We start from the raw sequence: 20,684 nt of genomic DNA, 5'->3' as shown, positions 1-20,684 counted from the left end.
TTAAGGGATAATTTGATTTCTACTTCCGAGGTGGGCAGCAAATTTACTAACATTTTGGTTATTACTTTACTGTAACTATCTTATTTGAATTTGGTATAAGAGTTTTGAGCCGATAAAATCTTACTTTTGACTTTTGACTTTTGACTTTTGACTTTTTCTCAAACGCTATAATCTTTGTATAGTTTTAAGCATACTTTGAAAAAAATGACAAAACCAGGGAAGCTATCTGTGAATAAACAGCCAAACCAACAATTTCAATTTGACTCTATTGATGCTGCACTAGCAGATATTAAAGCAGGTAAGTCTATAGTAGTAGTCGATGACGAACATCGAGAAAACGAAGGAGATGTTATTTGTGCCGCCCAATTTGCTACTCCAGACATGATTAACTTTATGGCAGTAGAAGCTAGAGGTCTAATTTGTCTGTCATTGACAGGCGATCGCCTCGATGAATTAGATATTCCACTTATGGTTACTAAAAATACTGACAGTAACCAAACTGCTTTCACTGTTAGTATTGATGCTTCCCCACAGTTGGGAGTTTCTACAGGTATCTCAGCAGAAGACCGAGCGCGTACTATTCAAGCAGTTATTAATCCTACCACCAAAGCGGAAGATTTACGTCGTCCCGGTCATATCTTCCCCATTCGAGCTAAAGAAGGAGGAGTATTAAAACGAGCAGGTCATACAGAAGCTTCTGTTGACTTAGCTAGACTTGCAGGTTTATATCCAGCGGGAGTTATTTGTGAAATTCAAAACCCAGACGGTTCGATGGCAAGGTTACCTCAATTAATAGAATATGCTCAAACTCATAATCTGAAGTTGATTAGTATTGCTGATCTTATCAGTTATCGCATCAGACACGATCGCTTTGTTTACCGAGAAGCTATTGCTAAGTTACCCTCCCAATTTGGTGAGTTCCAAATTTATGCTTACCGCAATACTCAAAATAATTCGGAACATATAGCTATTGTTAAAGGGAATCCAGAAGAATTTCAGGAAAAAGATGTGATGGTGCGGGTACATTCTGAGTGTCTGACGGGAGATGCTTTTGGTTCCCTCCGTTGTGACTGTCGAATGCAACTGCAAGCAGCAATGAAAATGATTGAAAATGCTGGTGCGGGAGTGGTTGTCTATTTGCGACAAGAGGGTAGGGGAATAGGTTTAATCAATAAAATGAAAGCTTATTCATTGCAGGATATGGGATTAGATACAGTCGAAGCTAATGAAAGATTAGGGTTTCCAGCAGATTTGCGCAACTATGGTGTCGGAGCACAAATATTACATGATTTGGGTGTGAAGAAAATTTGTTTAATTACAAATAATCCCCGGAAAATAGCAGGTTTAAATGGTTATGGAATTGAAGTAGTAGATCGAGTTCCTTTGTTAATTGAAACAACAGATTATAATTCTACTTATTTGGCGACTAAGGCGCAAAAATTAGGTCATATGTTGTTACGCAGTTATTTAGTGACAATTGCTATTAATTGGAATTATCAAAACACAGAAGGAAAATTTGCCGATAATTCTTATATTGCAAGTCTAAAAACTCCGGTTCAACAGCGCTATGAATATTTGGAAAAATTACGCAGTTTAATCAAAGAATATGATTTTCTGTTGCGGGAAGAAACTAGAGCAGTGGCAACAGCGGTTTTTGCTCAAGCACCTTTAATAGTGAATTTTGGTTTAGAAAAAGCAACATTAATTACATCTGAATGGTATCAACAATCAAATCATCCTTATTTGGAGGCGATCGCAAAAATATTAACAGAAATAGGTAAATGGCCGAATATTTCAAAATTGGAATTTCTCATTGCTTCTGGTTCCGATCCTATGACTACTTTACAAGTACAGCTCCAGCGTAATACTTTTAAAATGGCTGAATTATTGACAGTTATTCAGGATTTAGAACCACAAAAAATTTACAGTTTTTTAATTCCCCAAAATTAACTTCTGCTCAAGCAAAAAAATCAGCCACTAGTTATCCACACAACTTACCGAAGAATTAATAATTAAATAATTAAATAATTCAGGTAAAAATCCTCCCCTCGAAAGGGGAAAAAAATAAATTTTTTCCTTTTATTCAATCAATTCCGTTTTAGGGAGAGGTAATTATCAATTATCCATTATCAATTATCAATTATTGAAAGAGAGTTTGGCTCCAAATTTCGTTGATTTTCCCGCTTTTCCTCCGACAATAGGTCGAATATGTGGTTGAGTTATGCTGACAATTCTTTGGTCAAATCTCTGAGTTTTATTCTCCCAGATTTCTAGCTGTTGTTTATAAAAATAAAACAATATCTAGGAGATTTTCCTGTCTGTTACTCAATTGTTTGAGCGATGCTCCAACCTGAATTAATTCTTCTATATGTAAGAAGTTTTTCTGAATATATTTTAGTTGTTTCCCGATCGCTTCTCTTATTTCTTTTTGAGATGGACGACGCTTTTTAGCTATGCTATAGCGGTCAGCTATTCCGTTTGTCATGCTGCGCAAACACCTTTTTAATAGACATCTCCTCCAAATGAGGGAGTCGGTATGGAGGGGGAAAGAATTGATAATTGCTATGAGATAATTGATTAGATTTTTTATTATTGGAGATGTCTAATGAATAAAGCAAGTATTCATTTTATTTCTACTACATTCTCCACCAGAGATTCCTACTCTGAAGCTTTGATAAAATTACTTTTTTCTCCTTTAAAGGTAATAAAGCTGATAGCTGATAACTGACTGCTGAATGCTTACTACTAAACTACCCGAAACTTCAGAAACATCTATCGCTATTACCTTCTTAGTTGTGAATCTTTCTACACTGCTTCGGCAGTTATTTTCGCTTTTTTTATGTTTATTTTTTGATTCTAAAATATCTGAACTAAATCCCCCTCATTATAGCAGTTTTTAAATGGGTAAACCACAGTTAAAAAGTTAGGTGGTAGGTGTTAGGTGGTAAGCGAAACGAGGGCTGCTAATTCCACAATAGATGCCTGACTTTGTGGTCTACTCGAGTGAAAAGCGCTTTCATTAATGGATAATTGATAATTACCTCGGGTTTTAACCGCTACGTAATTGAATATAAGGAAACATTATTTCTTCTCTTGGTTGATTGGATATTGCGAGGTCCCCTCGCCATCCCTCAACCGCTTTTTTCCCCTTAAAAGGGGAGGCTTCAAGGCGCGAATTATTTAATCATTAATTATTAATTATTCGGTAATAAAAATTATATATGTAACAACTTTAAAACAGGAAAGGTGATTAATTGTCAGAAGAATAATCATCTCTTGACAGCATAATTTTTTGAGAGACTTTTTTAGCAAGCCCTATTTACATATCAATCTTTCCAGCTCATTTTCGAGCAAGTAAAACATTATTTTTTAGAAAAAGCCCAAAATGACTATTGCGACATACGCAATAAAAGAACAGAAGCCTTGATATACATATACTTGAAAAATGAAATTAAACCGCCTTAAGCCTAAGTTCCCAAAATAAAGTTACATATCAATCTTTCCAGCTCATTTTCGAGCAAGTAAAACATTATTTTTTAGAAAAAGCCCAAAAAGACTATTGCGACATACGCAATAAAAGAACAGAAGCCTTGATATACATATACTTGAAAAATGAAATTAAACCGCCTTAACACTAAACTCCCAAAATAAAGTTACATATCAATCTTTCCAGCTCATTTTCCAGTAAGTAAAACATTATTTTTTAGAAAAAGCCCAAAAAGACTATTGCGACATACGCAATAAAAGAACAGAAGCCTTGATATATCTATACTTGAAAAATGAAATTAAACCGCCTTAACACTAAACTCCCAAAATAAAGTTACAGATAATATCCATTTAATGCTGTTGAAAAAAAATCTACTACAAAAAAGAAAAGAGTACATACTATGCCTAATTATCCCTTTCCAAAAAGTATCAATCGACGCTATATTAAAAATCGTCAAACTTATTACTTTTTCTATGAACCTTAAACGTAGAGAATTCCTGACCTTTCTAGGAGCTACTGCAGGAACAATAACCCTTAATTCTTGTCAAAAACAATCATCTACTCCAGCAATTGAAAAATCCCCAATTAGTGGAACTTCTACCAAGAATATTAATTTCCAACCAGTTAAAGGTCCAATGCCTTTAACAACAAATAATCAAGAATTCAATATAGAAAATTATACTAATTACGAAGTAGTAGATGATTTAATAATTCCAGAAGGTTTTACTTACGATGTTATTGGGTCATGGGGTGACAAAATAGGTGATTCCCGTTTTGGCTACAATAACGACTATATTTCCTACATTGAAACAGGTAAAAATGAAGGATTATTAACCATAAACTTTGAATATATTAGTCCTTTGCCTTGGGTAACAACTTATCAAGCAGTTATTGGTAAATCTTTGCCTTTTACAGAATTAGCAATAGCATTTAGACAGGTAGGAGAATCAGGAATTAGTTCTGAAGAATTACTTGAAAATTCCCTGAAACAAAATATTATCGCAACAGCTAAAGAAGCAATGATTGATATGGGAATAGGTGTAATTTCCATACGTCGCGAACCAGATGGCAAATGGGTAAGAACAAATTCAAAATTTGACCGCAGAATAACAGGTATTTCAGGATTAGAAGACGGGCGTTATTTAAAATCAACAGGACCCGCAGTAGCAGTTTTTAATAAAAAAGGCAAAGGTTATAATGATAAATTAGGCGATCGCATCATTGGTAGTTTTGCTAACTGTGCAGGTGGTACTACACCTTGGGGAACAGTATTTAGTGCCGAAGAAAATTTTCAAAATTATGTAGTAGAAGCAGTATATTCTGATGGTACTTCTATAGACCCTACCAAAGAAAAATCACTCTTTTTGGGTGAAAGAGGAGTAGCAGGTTTGGGAAGTGTATTTGGTTTAGCTGGTAATAAGTATGGTTGGATGGTAGAACTAGACCCAGCTAACCCTGACGACTATGGTACAAAACATACTTGGTTAGGTCGTTATCGCCACGAAGCAGTAGGTATTAGGGTAGAAACAGATAAACCATTAGTTTTTTATTCCGGATGCGATCGCCGTAGTGGTCATCTATATAAATTTGTCAGTAAAGGTAAAGTAAAAGACCCCACTGATCAAGCTAACTCTCAACTTTTGACAGAGGGGATGTTGTATGGCGCTAAATTTAATCCTGATGGTACAGGTAGTTGGATTTCCCTGCAACCTGATACTCCTGTGAATCCAGATTTACCAGAAGTCCACGTTAACAATATGATTAATCTACCCCAAAGACCTGATGGTGGTAGCTTCAAAGCGATAACTGCTCAAGAAGTAGAAAGGTTTAAACAGAAATATAAAACTTTGGGGGACTTGTATGAAGGTAATGCGGAACAGAAACAAGGAGCTATTCTTATTGATGCTCATCTAGCTGCTAATGCTGCTGGTGTTACTTGTACTGCACGTCCCGAAGATACTCAGGTAGATAAAAATGGTAATTTATTTATTGCCTTTACCTCCGGGTCTCCCAGTAAATCTGATGGTAGTCCAGATAAACGTATATTTAAAGGTCCCGATGGTGAAGCTTACGAGTTTGGTTGGATCATGCGTTTGACTGAGGATGATAATCAACCAGATGCTATGACATTTAGTTGGCAAATGTTTGCTACTGGGGGCGAACCTATGGAGGGTGGACTAGGATTTTCTAATCCTGACAATTTAGAATTTGACCCACAGGGTAATCTCTGGATGATGACAGATATTAGTACCAGCAAACATAATAAAGCAGTACCTGAAAATCGAATGGGTAAAGATGGCAAACCAATGAATCAAGCTAGTCTTTGTGGTTTATTTGGTAATAATTCAATTTGGTATATTCCTACCTCCGGTCCTAATGCTGGTGAAGCATACTTATTTGGTATTGGACCAACAGAAACCGAAACTTGTGGGCCGTTCTTTACTAAAGATGGGAAAACTTTATTTCTGGCCATTCAACATCCAGGAGAATATAACGGCATTCGCCAGAATATGGCTTCAGAAACTCGTCAGTTGGCAATGAAAACTACTGATGGTTCAGATTTAGTCCAGAATCGTATAGTGCCTATGGGGTCTAACTGGCCAACTAAACAAGTTAACGATCCTCCGAAACCTTCAGTGGTAGCTATTCGTCGATTAGATTCAACATCGATTACTTAAATAGGGTTTGCTTATGGAAGTCTTTTGGTATGAGGTAGGAGTCAACCCACCCCTAACCCCTCCCCCTCCCAGGAGGGGAAGTCAGGAGAAATGGAGTCAGGAGGAATGGAGAATTTAGAGGAGGTAGTCGGATATTTTATATCATGTCCGGTTGAATAATTAGACTTTGCTGGAAGGAAGGCAGCTATGCTGGAGGCAGGAGGCAGAAGGTTTTATCCTATTGTCACCTTAATTTTATACACGCTCCGATGCTACCGGACATGATATTATCCCTTGATTTTTCTGCAATTATTCTGCCTTTTATCCTAACTTTTTGGTCGCTCAAGCTTAAAAAAGTTGCACTTTTTTCGCTGTAAAAAAGCTAAATCCTTTACCTGTCAATGCTTTTAGATTTAATCAGCAAGCCCTAAATAGAAATTGAGAAACTGAAAAATGATAAGTGGTGAGCAGGGGGTCGTTAGATCGAATGATTTTCTAATTTTAGATCCCACATTCCGCACGTCAATTTGTAGCATTAAAAGTAGTATATAAATCCGTAGCTTGGCAGGTATTTATACTATGCAAATCATCTCAATTACTTTTTTCGTTGATCATGCTTCCGAGTAAAAAATTTACGCATAAATACTTGCTTGATTGATTACTCAATCACGGCAGCTATGATTTTCTTCTAAAATTCTGTCTCCTGTCTCCTGACTCCTGACTCCTGATTCGATACTACATTTTGTGGTGCGGAATGTGGGTTAGATTATTATATTGATTTCAGATTTTACTATCAGTTTGTCTTACTATCTATTCCCTGCTTAGTTTTCGGCTTGTTTTCCTGAAAAAAATACTCTGAAAATTAGGTTGCAAATTACCAAATTAGGTGTAAAATTTGCCACGAGACCGTAATTTTTACAAATCAAGCAAAAATCTAATTTCTAAGGTGGCATTCTCAGCTCATCCCTTGTAAACAAATTGTATATATAGACAAAATAACTAAACTGTGATAGAGAGAAAGGAATAATGGTTGAGCTTTTTGTAAATAAATCCTCACGTCTTTCTCAAAGGCTGGAAATTAGCTTACAGTATCGCTTAATCAGTAAACCAATCTCTAACATTGTCAAACGACTTTTGCAGTTGGCCATTTAAAACTTAAGATCAAAAAAAATATTAAGACTTATTCAAATGTTTTTTTGTAAAACAAAAACAAATATAACGCCCTAGTCTTGATATATCAAAACAAAAGTAGAGATGCGGTCGGATTGGCCGTGGACTCCTGTGGATGAGTAACCGCCGACGGCCTCAGTTGTTTGCGTAGCATTCCGTAGGAAAGCAGGAAGTGAAGATTAAAATGTCGCTATATGACGTTTTATATCATTTTTATGGAGCAGTTAGGTGGAAATAAAAAGTTTCAATGTCCTCAGTGTAGTTATAGCCCACATAGAGACAGAAACAGCCCTTGTAACATGATATTGCGAGGTTTGCAGCTCATTTACCATAATTATATCCATTGACCGCGATTTGAACCCAAGTATAAAGAGGGAGAAATGCGGTTAGCTTAACCGTTTCGGCTATCGCCGACATGAAAATGCCTGTGGACGGAGTGCTGCCGACAGTTCCGGTAGAAGCAGGAAGTAAACATCAGATTGTCACTTAATGTGACGCTTTGTATCAGTTTTATCAAGCAGATGTCAGTATAAAGTTAGGTATTCCTGGCTCAGTCCAAATTGGTGTGAGGATTAGTAAATATGACAAGACTTATCTGGAAAACTCTAAAACACAGTCCTAGTGTTTTTAGCGTAGCATTATTAATGGCAGGCTCGGCGATCGCTGCTGAAGCTCCTCCACAGACTTTAGGAAGTGGCGAAAACTCTGTAAATCAGAACTTAGCCCAAAGTACGATAGAAAACGCATCTTCCTTTGAAATAGCTCAAATAGATATTCGCTCAATGCCCATGGATGACCCTTCATTGGCACCAGTGGCAGTATCAGACTTGGAAGATGGAGATTCACTAGATCAGGTAACATCTGTAACTCAGTTATCAGATGTACAACCTACAGACTGGGCATTCCAAGCACTACAATCCTTGGTAGAGCGTTATGGTTGTATCGCAGGTTATCCTGATGGGACTTATAAGGGAAATCGAGCGATGACCCGTTTTGAGTTTGCAGCAGGTTTGAATTCTTGTTTAGACCGAATTACAGAATTAATCGCAGCGGCAACTTCTGACCTAGTAACCAGAGAAGATTTAGCAGTTTTACAAAGACTACAAGAGGAATTTGCAGCAGAATTAGCTGCTTTGCGAGGACGAGTAGATGCTCTAGAAGCTAGAACAGCAGAACTAGAAAATAATCAGTTCTCCACTACTACCAAACTTAACGGAGAGGTTTTGTTTTGGTTGAGCGATACCTGGGGAGAAAGAGCTGGAGGCCGTGGTGTATCACAGTCAGACAATGACAAAACTCAGACAACTTTTGGTTATCGGGTTCGTTTGAACTTTGATACCAGTTTTACAGGAGAGGACCGCTTAAGAACTCGTCTACAAGCTAATAACATTCCTAACTATAGCGGTGGAGATTTGACCAATAGTTTAATGACTCGTTTATCTACAGATAGCAGTCCAGATGATACTGTTTCCATTGGCAAGTTGGCCTATCGTTTTCCTGTACTGAATGGTAGAGGTGAAGTAGAACTAGCTGCTACAGGCTATGGTATTGATGACTTTATCGGAGTTATCACACCTCTAGAAAGTAGTGGTGCTGGTAGTATTTCCAGATTTGGACGATTCAACCCTATTTATTATCGTGCTCCTTCTGATGCTGGTGTTAAGTTTGCCTACGCTTTCAATGATGCAATTCAGGTAACTGTGGGTTATGCTGCACCAGATAAGGAAGATCCTCGAGAAGGTAGAGGTGCTTTTAATGGTTCATTTAGTGGATTTGGCCAGTTTACAATTGAACCAAATGACAAACTTGCTTTTCAAGTCGGTTATTTGCGCGGCTATCATACGAAAAATGATGTTAACTTGACCGGAAGTACAGGTAGTTTTCTAGCCAGAGATCCTTTTGATGGTAGAGCAACTACCACAGATACTATTAACTTTGAGGCTCAATGGAGAGTTACTGATGGCTTTCAGATAGGTGGTTGGGGCGGTACTTTATTTGCCCGTCCTGAAGATGATGATGATACTGATGATATCACTATTATTACTGGTGCTTTGACTTTAGCTTTCCCAGACCTACTGAAAGAAGGTAGTCTAGGAGGTATTATTGTTGGTGTACCACCAATTGTTACTGATGGTGGTGATAATGATGATTTGAAAGATGATGATACTTCAATACATATTGAAGCTTTTTATCGCTTCCAAATGAACGATAATATAGCTATTACTCCTGGTGTATTTGTGATTACAAATCCTAACCACATTGAAGATAATGACACTCTTTGGGTCGGTACATTAAGAACTCAATTCAGATTCTAAAACTTTGAATTAACAACAAGAAATATATTAGTTAGTCAGATTCCATTATTTCGACAACTTTGGCAATTTAGTAAATGATAGAACAACCGATTAGCTAGTCAGTTTCTGGAATAGTTTTATACCCCCTAGCTAGCCTTTAGAAGTGCTGATTAAAAGCTAAGGGGTTTAATTTTTGGCTTGCTGAATAAATGTATGATTTTAAAGGAGTCATACCATTTCTCAAAAGTCTTGCTACATCTCCTTGAGAGTAGGGAGTAGGGAGTAGGGTGAAAAGACATAAGATATTTTGGTTTAATGCCGATAATCTTTATAAATATTACTGAAGCATTATTATTACTTAATAACTTAAGTTCATCGGAAGTATAGCATTATTTTTGGGAATTGGTATCAGTAGGGGCGTTAACGATAGTTATGCGAAGCAAACGCGTTTCTTGCCTATACTTCGCATAACTATCGTACAGGAGTCAGAAAGGAGTTTTTCGGTGACTAAATAGAAAGAAATAGGTATAATTTGCACTATTTTTTTGACTGTATAACCGGATTTCATATCAGCAGTCAGCATTGAAAGGTTTTCAAGCAGACAGAGATTTTAATGCTGCTGTCAACCTGAAAAACTATGTGTATCAGTAGCTTGAGTTTCAAGCGATTTTAAGCCTGTGGAGAGAATAAGTTACAGACTGCGGTCAGTGGTTCTCACAGAAGCAGGAAGCTAGCTCCAAAGCTCAAAATCTCATTTGGGTAAGTTTGGGTAAGTTTAGTAGAACGGAAAAACTATTTATATCATGTCCGGATAAATTAGTGATGAAAAAATTTTCTCCTCTTGCTCCTTCTTCTTCCCTACTGACTCCTCTCTCGTTATTTATAACTATTCAACCAGACATAATATTACTTAACTATATGCTGTGCGATCGCTATATTTATCAAAATTTCTAACTTTTGACTTTTAGCTATTAAGGTATTCTTATTAAGTAATTTTTCTATGTAAATCTATGACAGTAGAGATTCCACTATTGCCTTTAGGCTTTCAATTTACTTCTCCAGGTCCAATTATTTTTGAATTGGGGCCTTTGGCTGTCCGTTGGTATGGACTTTTAATTGCCACAGCAGTATTAATTGGAGTTACTCTCTCCCAATATTTGGCTAAACGACGTCATGTTAACCCTGAGTTATTAGGTGATCTAGTGGTTTGGTTGGTATTAGCTGCAATTCCTGGAGCAAGGTTGTACTATGTTCTGTTTGAGTGGGAACAGTACCAACAAAATCCTATAGATATGATTGCAATTTGGAAAGGAGGTATTGCAATTCATGGAGCAATTATTGGTGGAGCGATCGCTGCTTTAATTTTTGCCAGAATTAATAAAATCTCTTTTTGGCAGTTGGCAGATTTAGTGGCTCCTTCTTTGATTTTGGGACAAGCCATTGGTAGGTGGGGTAATTTTTTCAATTCTGAGGCTTTTGGTAGTCCCACTGATTTACCTTGGAAGTTATATATCCCTCCAGAACGTCGTCCATCGGAATTAGTAAATTTTGATTATTTTCATCCCACTTTCTTATATGAGTCTCTATGGAATTTGATGGTATTTGGACTATTACTATTCCTATTTTTTAGAGATTTGCGGGGTAGATATCGACTTAAAGTAGGGACTTTATTTCTTGTTTATATGGCAGCTTATAGTAGTGGACGAATTTGGATTGAGGGATTACGGACTGATAGTTTGATGTTAGGGCCACTGCGAATTGCCCAATTTGTGAGTTTAGCTGGAATTTTGTTGGGGTTAGCAGGTTTGGCTTGGCTATATTTGTTGAAGCGACCTTTACCTGATATATGGCCTTCAGAGAATAAGTATAGAGAGGAAGAGACACAGAAAGAGTGAAATGCTAGTATAGCAATGTGTGCTGGCATATTTACAAATTACAGTAACTGTCCAATAGCTAAAAGCCTGATATTATCGGTTTTTTATTCCCCCTGTTGCCTGTTGCCTGTTGCCTGTTGCCTGCGCATAGCGCTATAATGAGTAAGGCAGAAGGCAGAAGGCAAAAGGGGAAGGAAGAAGGAAGAAGTAAGAAGGAAAAATTGCATGGCGATAGTGTTTGACACGCTACTTCGTTTCTGATTGCCCCAAACAATTTTCACCACCCCTGTTGACGGTGCAGGGCTAATTCTTTGTCATCAGAGAATATTTACAACTCTATATTTTTGGTTAACTAATTCTAGCAAGATGTAGGAAATTTCAAAGAATGAGGACTTACGCACGGACACTAAATCAAGTGAGGACGCTATTCGGAGCTTTGCAGAGCGCAAATGCCATTCACCCCTACATATGGCGTGTCAAAGGTTAATTTGCATAAGTCCTGAGGATACAATTTTTCTAAGCGTGACAATAAATTGACCCTGCGTTGACTGTGAGGTATTATACCAGTTTGATAAATGTTTGCGACGAATCTCTGTTACCTATTCCCTATTCCCTGTTCCCTATAACTAGAGTTTGTAACATTATTTTTTCACGCTTGGTATTAAACTCGCAAAAGAAAAGATAAAAAAAGCTCTAGACAGTAAGTCCAGAGCTATACCAGGGTCCATCTACCATTCCTTTTCTCTGAATATAGGTACTAACATCAGGAAAAATCACAGAATACTGAAGAAAATTTTTTGACTAATATAATAAATGAATAATACAGAAAGTCTTGAACCAGCAGTCTACATTGTAGGGGCAGGTCCAGGAGATCCCGAGCTATTAACGGTGAAAGCTTATAATCTCTTGGCGAAAGCAGATGTGATTCTATATGCAGATTCTTTAGTACCTAAGCAAATGTTACGAGTTGTACGTCCTGATGCTGAGGTTATTGGAACGGCAAATAAAACTCTAGAAGATATTCTGCCTTTAATGATAGACCGAGTGAAAAAAGGTTGTTCTGTAGTGCGTCTCCATTCTGGAGATCCAAGTTTGTATGGGGCGGTTTATGAGCAAATGCAGCTTTTGGCAGAGGCAGAAATTGATTTTGAAATTGTGCCGGGAATTAGCGCATTTCAGGATGCAGCAGCTAAGTTAAAAGTGGAGTTGACTGTACCTGGGTTGGTGCAGACAATCATATTAACTAGGATTAGTGGAAAAGCTACAGGAGTTCCTCCTAGTGAAGAGTTGGGTAGTTTGGCTGCTCACGGAGCGAGTTTATGTTTGTATTTGAGCGCTCGTCATGTTTGGGAAGCACAACAAAAGTTGATAGAACATTACTCGCCTCAAATACCTATTGCAATATGTTATCGTTTGGGATGGCCTGATGAACAGATTTGGGTTGTACCTTTGGAGAAAATGGCTGTTGTTACTGAGGAGAAACAGTTAGTTAGAACAACGCTCTATGTGATTAGTCCAGCGTTGGAGAAAGTGGAAAAAGTAGGGCGTTCTGGTCTTTATAATCCTCAACATACTCATTTATTTCGAGGGAAGAAGGAAGAAGGAAGAAGGAAGAAGGAATAATATCATGTCCGGTTGAATATTTACACTTTGGAGGAAGTAATATCATGTTCGGTTGAATAGTTATGATTAGGATATAGATGGAAGAGATAATCTCAAACCCCTGATATTGCTTCCTTCCACTCCGTTCCAGTCGCAATGACTTTATAGTTAGTGTTTATCCGAACATGATATAAGACGGAAGGCAAAAGGTTTTTTGATCGTGCTATTATTCGGACATGATATACAGCAGTTTCCGAAGCTATGAAGTACAGTTGTTTTTATTCTTTTCTGTTCCCTGTTCCCTGTTCCCTGTTCCCTGTTCCCTGCTATAGGTGTTTAATAAAAAATGTCTTACAGCGATTTTACATTAGAAAAAATTAAACAATCCTTTGAAATTAATATCAGAGAAGAACAAAACTATTTTGCAAATATATCGCCATTACAACCAAGTAAATTATTAACAGAAATACTGAACTATAACGTAGCGATCGCTCTAGCAAGTAATAGTGAAAAAGCTCGTTCGGAAATGATAATTGCGCCAATATTAATAGATGTCAAAAGACAAAATCAAACACAAATAAACATATTTTCAGGCATAGATTTTACAGTCGAACCAGAAACAGGATTAAACGGAAGTTGTGACTTTTTAATCACGAAATCTGCGGAAATGTTAATCATAACAGCTCCAATAATCGTGATTGTTGAAGCGAAAAAAGAAAACCTTAATTTAGGATTAGGGCAATGTATAGCAGAAATGATAGCAGCCCGAATATTTAACCAGAAAGAAAGTAACAATATTACTACAATTTATGGGGCAATTACATCGGGAACAAATTGGCGATTCTTGAAACTGGAAGGGGAAAATATTATTATAGATTTAACAGAATATTATCTAAATCAAATTAATTTAATTATGGGAATATTAACAGCTAGTCTGACTTCTCAAGCAAGATAAATTCAAGAAAAAAGAATGTAGGTTGGGTTGATCTGAAAAAAACCAACTCAAATGCGCGAATGAGAATTTATTTCCCTAAAGTCGTGTACTTAATTTTTGTATTTATCGGCTTAATTCATCACTTTCTGAGTTTGAGTAACTGCATTAATAATTGTATTAATCTGAGCTTTAACTTCTGCATCTTCAAATAAAAGAGTTCCTAAAGTTTTTCCTAAATCTTGTCCTGCATTTTGAACTAAACTAGCAAAAGTTTTAGTATTAATCTGATCGAAGTTTTTATCTAATTCTTTGAACATTGACTTTGATATACTCTTGCCAATTTTAGATGGAAAAATTTTGTACTCATGGTACATAATCCAAGCAAATATTGGTATTAAAATAATTGCAGTTATGGTAGTTGTGCTCATAATACCTGCTTCTCCAATCAAGAGAAGAAAATTACCAATTACTACCACTAAAACCAGCTCATCTACAATTTTATGAAATGGTATTGTTAACAAGAGTGCCCCAACTGCTACCATAAATTTTGTAGAAATTAACTCAGCTACTACCTTAGCAATAGCTTTTGCTAAAGAACTCCTTAGTGCAATAACAAGAGCCTTCTGAAATACAACTTTTCCTACAACTACTGTTCCTTGTGTTGCAATAGTTGTGCCAACCAATTTTACAACTGTTTCAACTGATTTTACTGCTGCGCTGTTAGTCAAATAAGAAGAAACTTCTTTTGTCGCATCTTGGACAATTTTTTTTACCGAATAATTAAGGTAAAAATCCTCTCCTTTAAAGGAGAAACAAGCGGTCGTTAGCGTAGCTTCCCGTAGGGTGGGATGGCGTTTGCTACCGCAAAGCTTTCCGTTCCGGAATGCTACCGCAAACGCTAACAGCGGAGCGGGTCTGTAAGAACGGGTCTCCTGCTCTTAACAGAGCCGCTCCGCTAACGCCATATCCAATCGACCAAGAGAGAAAAAATTTTCCTTTTATTCAATCCTCTTCCTTTTAGGGAGAGGTAATTATCAATTATCCATTATCAATTATTAATTATTGAATACTAGTATAACAGCACGCTTTGCGACTGCTTTAGCTTCTTCTTTCGCAAAATCCACAATTTTACTTTCTTTTATAGCAGCATTAACAAATGCATCTGCTACTATTCCTTCCTCTAAAAGATAGATTGCTAAATGTTGTACTACTAACTCCTGATTTTCTTGATAAAATTGACTAAAATGCCTACTAATTATTTCAGTTATATTACTGGTGAAAATAGAATCTACTCTGTAGCAAACATTTTTTCAACATAATTCCCCTTTCGTAAGCATTCAGCTCTCAGCATTCAGCTAGAGCGCAAATAATGAATAATTTCTTATAAGCTTAAAGAAGCATAATTTTACAGTAAGTTTTAATTCTATCCAAATTTATCAATTGCATTTCTCAATTGCTTTTACCTCCTCCGATCATCAATAGCTGATAGCTAATAGCTGACTGCTGAATGCTTACACCCTTTCTAATAAAGGTAATAAATTTTCTACCGTACCTGTATCCTTCAGTAGGTTTCCAAGATAATTCATGCTTTTCTGAGTCTATCTTTTTAGAAACAAGAGTTAGACAAGTGAGTGTATCTTGACTACTAACATATTCTTTGATTTCTTCTCTAAGACTTATTAGGAAATGTTCCTTCTTTTCGGATAGATCATTAATTAACTTATGTAGTATTTCATAGCTTGCAACTATATCTTTTGCCATAATTTGTATGTAAGCATTCAGCTATTAGCGGTCAGCTATCAGCTTTTTAATGAATGAAGTAAGCATTTGCTTAACTTCTCAACATTTTTAAACAAAGAATTGAAGCACAAGAACAGCAAGCTTAAATAGTACACTAAAGGTAATAAAGCTGATAGCTGATAGCTGACCGCTGAATACTTACATTTGTATCCTTTGTCCAGTTTTTGAGTGAATAAGTTTCTGTCGGTACTGAATTAGAGCTTTGATAACACCTAATCAAGTGCTTTTATCTATTACCTCCTGTTGGAAACCCAGAAATTCTGAATGTCGATACAAAATTTTATATATACTTAATTAGGTTAAAATATGTTTGATAAATGATATAATAAAAAATTTATTTGCTATTAAATATATTAAATGAGTAAAACTTCTATTCGCCCTGCTCTCATAACTAAAATTATCCCCGACTCCATCGCTGCCGAAATTGGTTTTGAACCAGGAGATGCGATCGCTTCTATCAACGGACAACAACCACGAGACTTGATCGACTATCAATATATTTGTGCTGACGAATATCTAGAAATAGAGGTCATCGATGCTAAAGGCAAAACTCACCACATCGAAATTGAAAAAGACTACGATGAAGACTTGGGTTTAGAATTTTCTACCGCTCTGTTCGATGGTTTAATTCAATGTAATAACCGTTGTCCGTTTTGCTTCATCGACCAACAACCACCAGGTAAACGAGAAACTCTTTACTTAAAAGATGATGACTATCGTCTCAGTTTTCTCTACGGTTCATACCTAACTCTGACTAACCTTCCCCAACGAGAGTGGGAGAGAATAGAACAAATGCGACTCTCACCACTCTATGTTTCTGTCCACGCTACTGAACCAGAATTGCGATCGCGCCTGTTGAAAAATTCTAGAGCAGGTAAAATACTCGAACAAATTCAGTGGTTTCAACAACGGCGACTGCAAATACACGCTCAAGTTGTAGTTTGTCCGGGAATTAATGATGGTATTCATCTGGAACGCACATTATTAGATTTAGCAAATTTTCATACTGGGGAAATTCCAGCAGTAGCATCTGTGGCAGTTGTACCAGTGGGATTAACTCGCTTTCGCCCTAGTTCAGGTGAACTAATACCCGTCACTACTGAAAAAGCGGAGGAAGTCATAGACCAAGTCCAAGAAATTCAAGCTAAACTGAGACAGATATCTGGGACTAATTGCATCTGGTTAGCTGACGAATGGTTTTTGATTGGCCGCCGAGACCTACCCCCTGCCTCAGAATATGAAGATTATCCTCAAATTGGCAATGGAGTTGGTTCAATTCGCCAGTTCATATCACAATTTGAAGCTGCTGTCAAAGAAAATTTAGATCGAAACATTTGCTTAAGCACTCAAAGGAAATTAACCTGGGTAGTAGGAAATGCAGTAGAAAAAGCATTTGCAGCGATCGCCGAGCGACTCAATCAAATTGAAGGACTGGAAGTAAATATGGTGGCCTTATCAAGCAATTATTGGGGACAAAGTATTAGTGTCACTGGATTATTAACAGGCCAAGATTTGCTAGAGGGTTTACAGGGACGAGACTTAGGGGAAGGAATTATTTTACCCTCAGTCATGCTCAAACCAGGAGATCATCTATTTTTGGATGATATGACCCTAGAAGAATTAGCAGATCGACTGAAGAAACCTATTTGGCCAGTGGCAGGAGTAGAAGAACTAATTTTGACTGCTGTGGGCGATCGCTAATTGAATTTTCAACTTTTGACTTTGGCAAAGCAGTTGACTCGTTAGTTTAAAATATCAGTTGGACTTGGAGACGAATAAAAAAATCCATGAGTGTTTTTCGTAATGTATTGGTAGCAGGAGCGATCGGAGTAGTTATTTCAAATGCGGGACAGGGGTCTACTGCCCCACCACCTATGCACTCCCAAAGTAATACTCCTAAAGATTCTATTTTAGACCCACAAGAGGTCAAAGAAAAATCTATTGAGGTAACAGAAACTCAAGAAGTCAAGTCAGATACTGATTCTTTAGAGGATATTACTCAATCAAGACCTCAAGGCAGTTTATTAGAAAAGTTAAATTCAAATTCTGATGCTCCTTCATTAGGTACAAAAGCACCATCAACAAGACACTCAAAAGTCAATATTAATAAACAATTACCTAAGTCAAAACCTAATCAAGAGATTATTTCATCTTTAAAAAAATTTGAACATATATATGAAAATACAGGTAGTTTATTGACCGAATTAAAATCCCATAGAAAGGGAGAAAATGTTTCGTCCTCAGTCTTACCATTTAAACAAAATATTAATCGTAGTTTTGCAGCTAACAAGAATCAAAAATTTAATGTAGAATCAAAAAATTTGGTTGAATTAGAGAAATCAAATTCTCGTTTATTAGATTTATTACAGTCAAATTCAGATGATTATAAGGTAGAAACGGAAATTAATCCGGGTAACGAAACAGAATTTCAACAGTTAATTACTCTTGCTGGTAAAGGGGCTGAAAAATTTGATGTAGAATCAAAAAATTTGGTTGAGTTAGAGAAATCAAATTCTAGTTTATTAGATTTGCTACAGTCAAAGTATGGTAATTCTCATAGAGCAGCAGAAAGTAATCCGGGTAACGAAACAAAATTTCAACAGTCAATTACTCTCGCTGGTAAAGGGGCTGAAAAATTTGATGTAGAATCGAAAAATTTGGTTGAGTTAGAGAAATCAAATTCTAGTTTATTAGATTTATTACAGTCAAATTCAGATAATTATCACAGAGAAGCAGATGTTATTCCTGGTAAAGGAACAGAATTTCAACAGTCAATTACTCTTGCTGGTAAAGGGGCTGAAAAATTTGATGTAGAATCAAAAAAATTGGTTGAATTAGAGAAATCAAATTCTAGTTTATTAGATTTATTACAGTCAAAACCAAAAGCAGAAAATCCTCAAATTGAAACAGCAAAATTTCAGACAAATTTACAACCGAATCAAGAAAACGAAACAAATAACCCCAAAACAACATCAGAAAGAAATTCAATTCTAGGAAATTCTTACCGAGTAATGACAAGCATCAATCGAGCACCGATAATGGAAACAGTCAATGACTTAGCACAGACTGAAACCCAAGCATTAGGCTTAACTAATCCCCTGAAATTGCCCGGTAGAAATAACCGAAATTCAGTGGCAACTATTTATAACCCACCTACTTTTGGCAATACTTCAACACAGAAAAAATCAACTCAGATAACCACAGGTATCAATCAAACTTTAAGCAGCAATACTGTTCCTAATTTAGCCAGAGTAGAAAATCAAAAACCCTCATCAAGCAATAGTGGCTTTATCATTGTTCAACAAACAACAGAAAGTTTTCCTCCACCAGTACCAAACGGAACCTTGCAAACAAATCCTCCCCCTCAAATTCAACGAAAACCTAACCCACTAAACTTTCCAATTACCCCCGATGAAGTACAGATAGAAGAAACCATACCAATTACTTTAGAACAAGCCATTGACTTAGCTCGAAGCAATAATCCAGAAATAGAAATTGCTCAATTAGAAGTCGAAAGAAGCAGAGCAAGTATGCGAGAAGCTCAAGCCGCTTTGTGGCCTAGTCTAACTTTTGAATCAGCCCTACAACGTACAGAAAGTGCCTCTGGAGATTTGCAGGCAAAAGCTCAACAACGACTTGCAGAAAGTAGAGGTACAGAGTTTATAGACACAGATATTCAAAATTTCCCAGTCACGACTTTTGAAAATACATTTAGATTTGACTATGACCTTGGCCTTGGTAAAGCTCGTTCTGCTAGAATTGGAATTGCTAGAGAGCAAATGCACCTCCGAGAACTAGAGTTAGAAAGAGTTTCAGAACAATTACGCTTTGATGTATCTGACGAATACTACGATCTACAGGAATCAGATGGACGAGTCAGAATTGGGGAAGCTGCTGTGGCTAACGCTAGAAAAAGTTTAGAAGATGCAGAAGCCTTAGAAAGAGCTGGAGTCGGAACTAGGTTTGATGTACTGCAAGCTCAAGTAACATTGTCCAACGAACAACAAAATCTGACAAACGCATTTCGAGACCAGCGTACTGCTCAACGTCGCTTAGTGGAAAGATTGAATATAAGTCAGTTAATCAATTTAACGGCTGCTGACCCAATTGAGCCTGCAGGGTCTTGGCCTCTATCTTTAGATGAAACAATTGTGTCTGCTTTTCAAAACCGAGCTGAGTTAGAACAGCAGTTGGTACAAAGAGACTTAAGCGATGAGCAACGAAAATTAGCTCTCTCAGCAGTCAGGCCAAATTTAAATTTCTTTGCTACTTACAATGTGTTGGCGTTAACTACTGATAACTTAAGCCCTTTTGCAGCCAGGGGTTGGGCCGATGGAACTACAGTAGGATTCAACTTTAGATGGAATTTCTTTGATGGTGGTGCAGCTAGGGCGGCGGCTAGACAGAGTATTCTAGATCAAGATATTGCAGAAAATCGGTTTGAGCAAGTCAGAAATCAGGTTCGTCGTGAAGTTGAACAAGCCTTTTTTGGTTTGGAAGCCAGTTTTGAGAATATTTCTACAGCAGAATTAGGCGTGGAACAGGCCAAAGAGGCTTTACGTTTGGCGCGATTAAGATTTCAAGCAGGTGTGGGAACTCAGTTGGAGGTTATTAATGCTGAGACAGACTTGACCAGAGCTGAGAATAATTTGCTAACTGCAATTATTAACTATAATCGTTCTTTGTCAGAGCTGCAGCGAGCTGTTAGTAATCTTCCAGGTGGAGATTTGTCAGATACTCCTTAAGGAGTCAGTCCTCAGTCCTTAGTCCTCAGGAGAAGAAAGGAAAAGAGTAGGAAAGAGTTGAGTAGGAAGGAGTTGTTGCTGCCTTATTTTCTAATTCTTAAATTTTGATCGCTAGATTATC

11 protein-coding genes and 2 pseudogenes are annotated in these 20,684 nt (G+C 37.0%); 10 read left to right on the top strand and 3 right to left on the bottom strand.

Features of this window, described 5'->3' with window-relative positions:
- Positions 1 to 204 precede the first annotated feature (204 nt).
- Positions 205 to 1,950, top strand: coding sequence for a bifunctional 3,4-dihydroxy-2-butanone-4-phosphate synthase/GTP cyclohydrolase II (gene ribBA, locus F6K18_RS11150; RefSeq protein WP_287520848.1), 1,746 nt, complete (start codon positions 205 to 207; stop codon positions 1,948 to 1,950).
- Between the two features lie 198 nt (positions 1,951 to 2,148).
- Here the strand turns inward: ribBA and F6K18_RS11145 are convergent.
- Positions 2,149 to 2,455: pseudogene (locus F6K18_RS11145) on the bottom strand (IS5/IS1182 family transposase); the annotation flags it as partial.
- Between the two features lie 280 nt (positions 2,456 to 2,735).
- Between F6K18_RS11145 and F6K18_RS11140 the strand changes: the two are divergent.
- From F6K18_RS11140 to F6K18_RS11110, 7 genes and pseudogenes are all read left to right on the top strand, one after another.
- Positions 2,736 to 2,888: pseudogene (locus F6K18_RS11140) on the top strand (IS5/IS1182 family transposase); the annotation flags it as partial.
- Between the two features lie 1,072 nt (positions 2,889 to 3,960).
- A complete protein-coding gene (locus F6K18_RS11135) occupies positions 3,961 to 6,165 on the top strand; it encodes a PhoX family phosphatase (RefSeq protein ID WP_287520847.1) in 2,205 nt (734 codons plus the stop codon).
- 1,730 nt (positions 6,166 to 7,895) lie between these two features.
- Positions 7,896 to 9,629, top strand: coding sequence for an iron uptake porin (locus tag F6K18_RS11130; RefSeq protein WP_287520845.1), 1,734 nt, complete (start codon positions 7,896 to 7,898; stop codon positions 9,627 to 9,629).
- An 801-nt stretch (positions 9,630 to 10,430) separates the two neighbouring features.
- A complete protein-coding gene (locus F6K18_RS11125) occupies positions 10,431 to 10,562 on the top strand; it encodes a hypothetical protein (protein ID WP_287520843.1) in 132 nt (43 codons plus the stop codon).
- A 56-nt stretch (positions 10,563 to 10,618) separates the two neighbouring features.
- Complete coding sequence (gene lgt, locus F6K18_RS11120) at positions 10,619 to 11,503, top strand: prolipoprotein diacylglyceryl transferase (RefSeq protein ID WP_287520841.1); 885 nt, start codon at positions 10,619 to 10,621, stop codon at positions 11,501 to 11,503.
- A gap of 792 nt (positions 11,504 to 12,295) precedes the next feature.
- Positions 12,296 to 13,105 carry a precorrin-4 C(11)-methyltransferase gene (cobM, locus tag F6K18_RS11115; protein ID WP_287520839.1) on the top strand — a complete coding sequence of 270 codons (810 nt, stop codon included), beginning with the start codon at positions 12,296 to 12,298 and terminating at the stop codon, positions 13,103 to 13,105.
- A gap of 325 nt (positions 13,106 to 13,430) precedes the next feature.
- On the top strand, positions 13,431 to 14,039 hold the full coding sequence (locus F6K18_RS11110; protein WP_287520837.1) for a hypothetical protein: 609 nt from the start codon (positions 13,431 to 13,433) through the stop codon (positions 14,037 to 14,039).
- Between the two features lie 110 nt (positions 14,040 to 14,149).
- On the opposite strand, the gene F6K18_RS11105 is transcribed toward F6K18_RS11110, so the two are convergent.
- Positions 14,150 to 14,746 (bottom strand): hypothetical protein, encoded by a 597-nt coding sequence (locus F6K18_RS11105; protein ID WP_287520835.1) that lies wholly within the window; start codon positions 14,744 to 14,746, stop codon positions 14,150 to 14,152.
- A gap of 721 nt (positions 14,747 to 15,467) precedes the next feature.
- Positions 15,468 to 15,779 (bottom strand): hypothetical protein, encoded by a 312-nt coding sequence (locus F6K18_RS11100; RefSeq protein ID WP_287520834.1) that lies wholly within the window; start codon positions 15,777 to 15,779, stop codon positions 15,468 to 15,470.
- 396 nt (positions 15,780 to 16,175) lie between these two features.
- Between F6K18_RS11100 and F6K18_RS11095 the strand changes: the two genes are divergently transcribed.
- Entirely contained in the window at positions 16,176 to 17,519 is a 1,344-nt protein-coding gene (locus F6K18_RS11095; RefSeq protein WP_287520833.1) for a TIGR03279 family radical SAM protein, read from the top strand.
- Positions 17,520 to 17,605: 86 nt separating this feature from the next.
- Positions 17,606 to 20,563: a TolC family protein gene (locus F6K18_RS11090; RefSeq protein WP_287520831.1), complete on the top strand. Its 2,958-nt coding sequence runs from the start codon at positions 17,606 to 17,608 to the stop codon at positions 20,561 to 20,563.
- Positions 20,564 to 20,684: the final 121 nt, after the last annotated feature.

The sequence above is a fragment of the Okeania sp. SIO2C2 genome (genome assembly GCF_010692625.1).
Taxonomy (GTDB): domain Bacteria; phylum Cyanobacteriota; class Cyanobacteriia; order Cyanobacteriales; family Microcoleaceae; genus Okeania; species Okeania hirsuta.
Note: the sequence above shows the minus strand (reverse complement) of the source record. Positions and strands in the feature narration are given on the sequence as shown.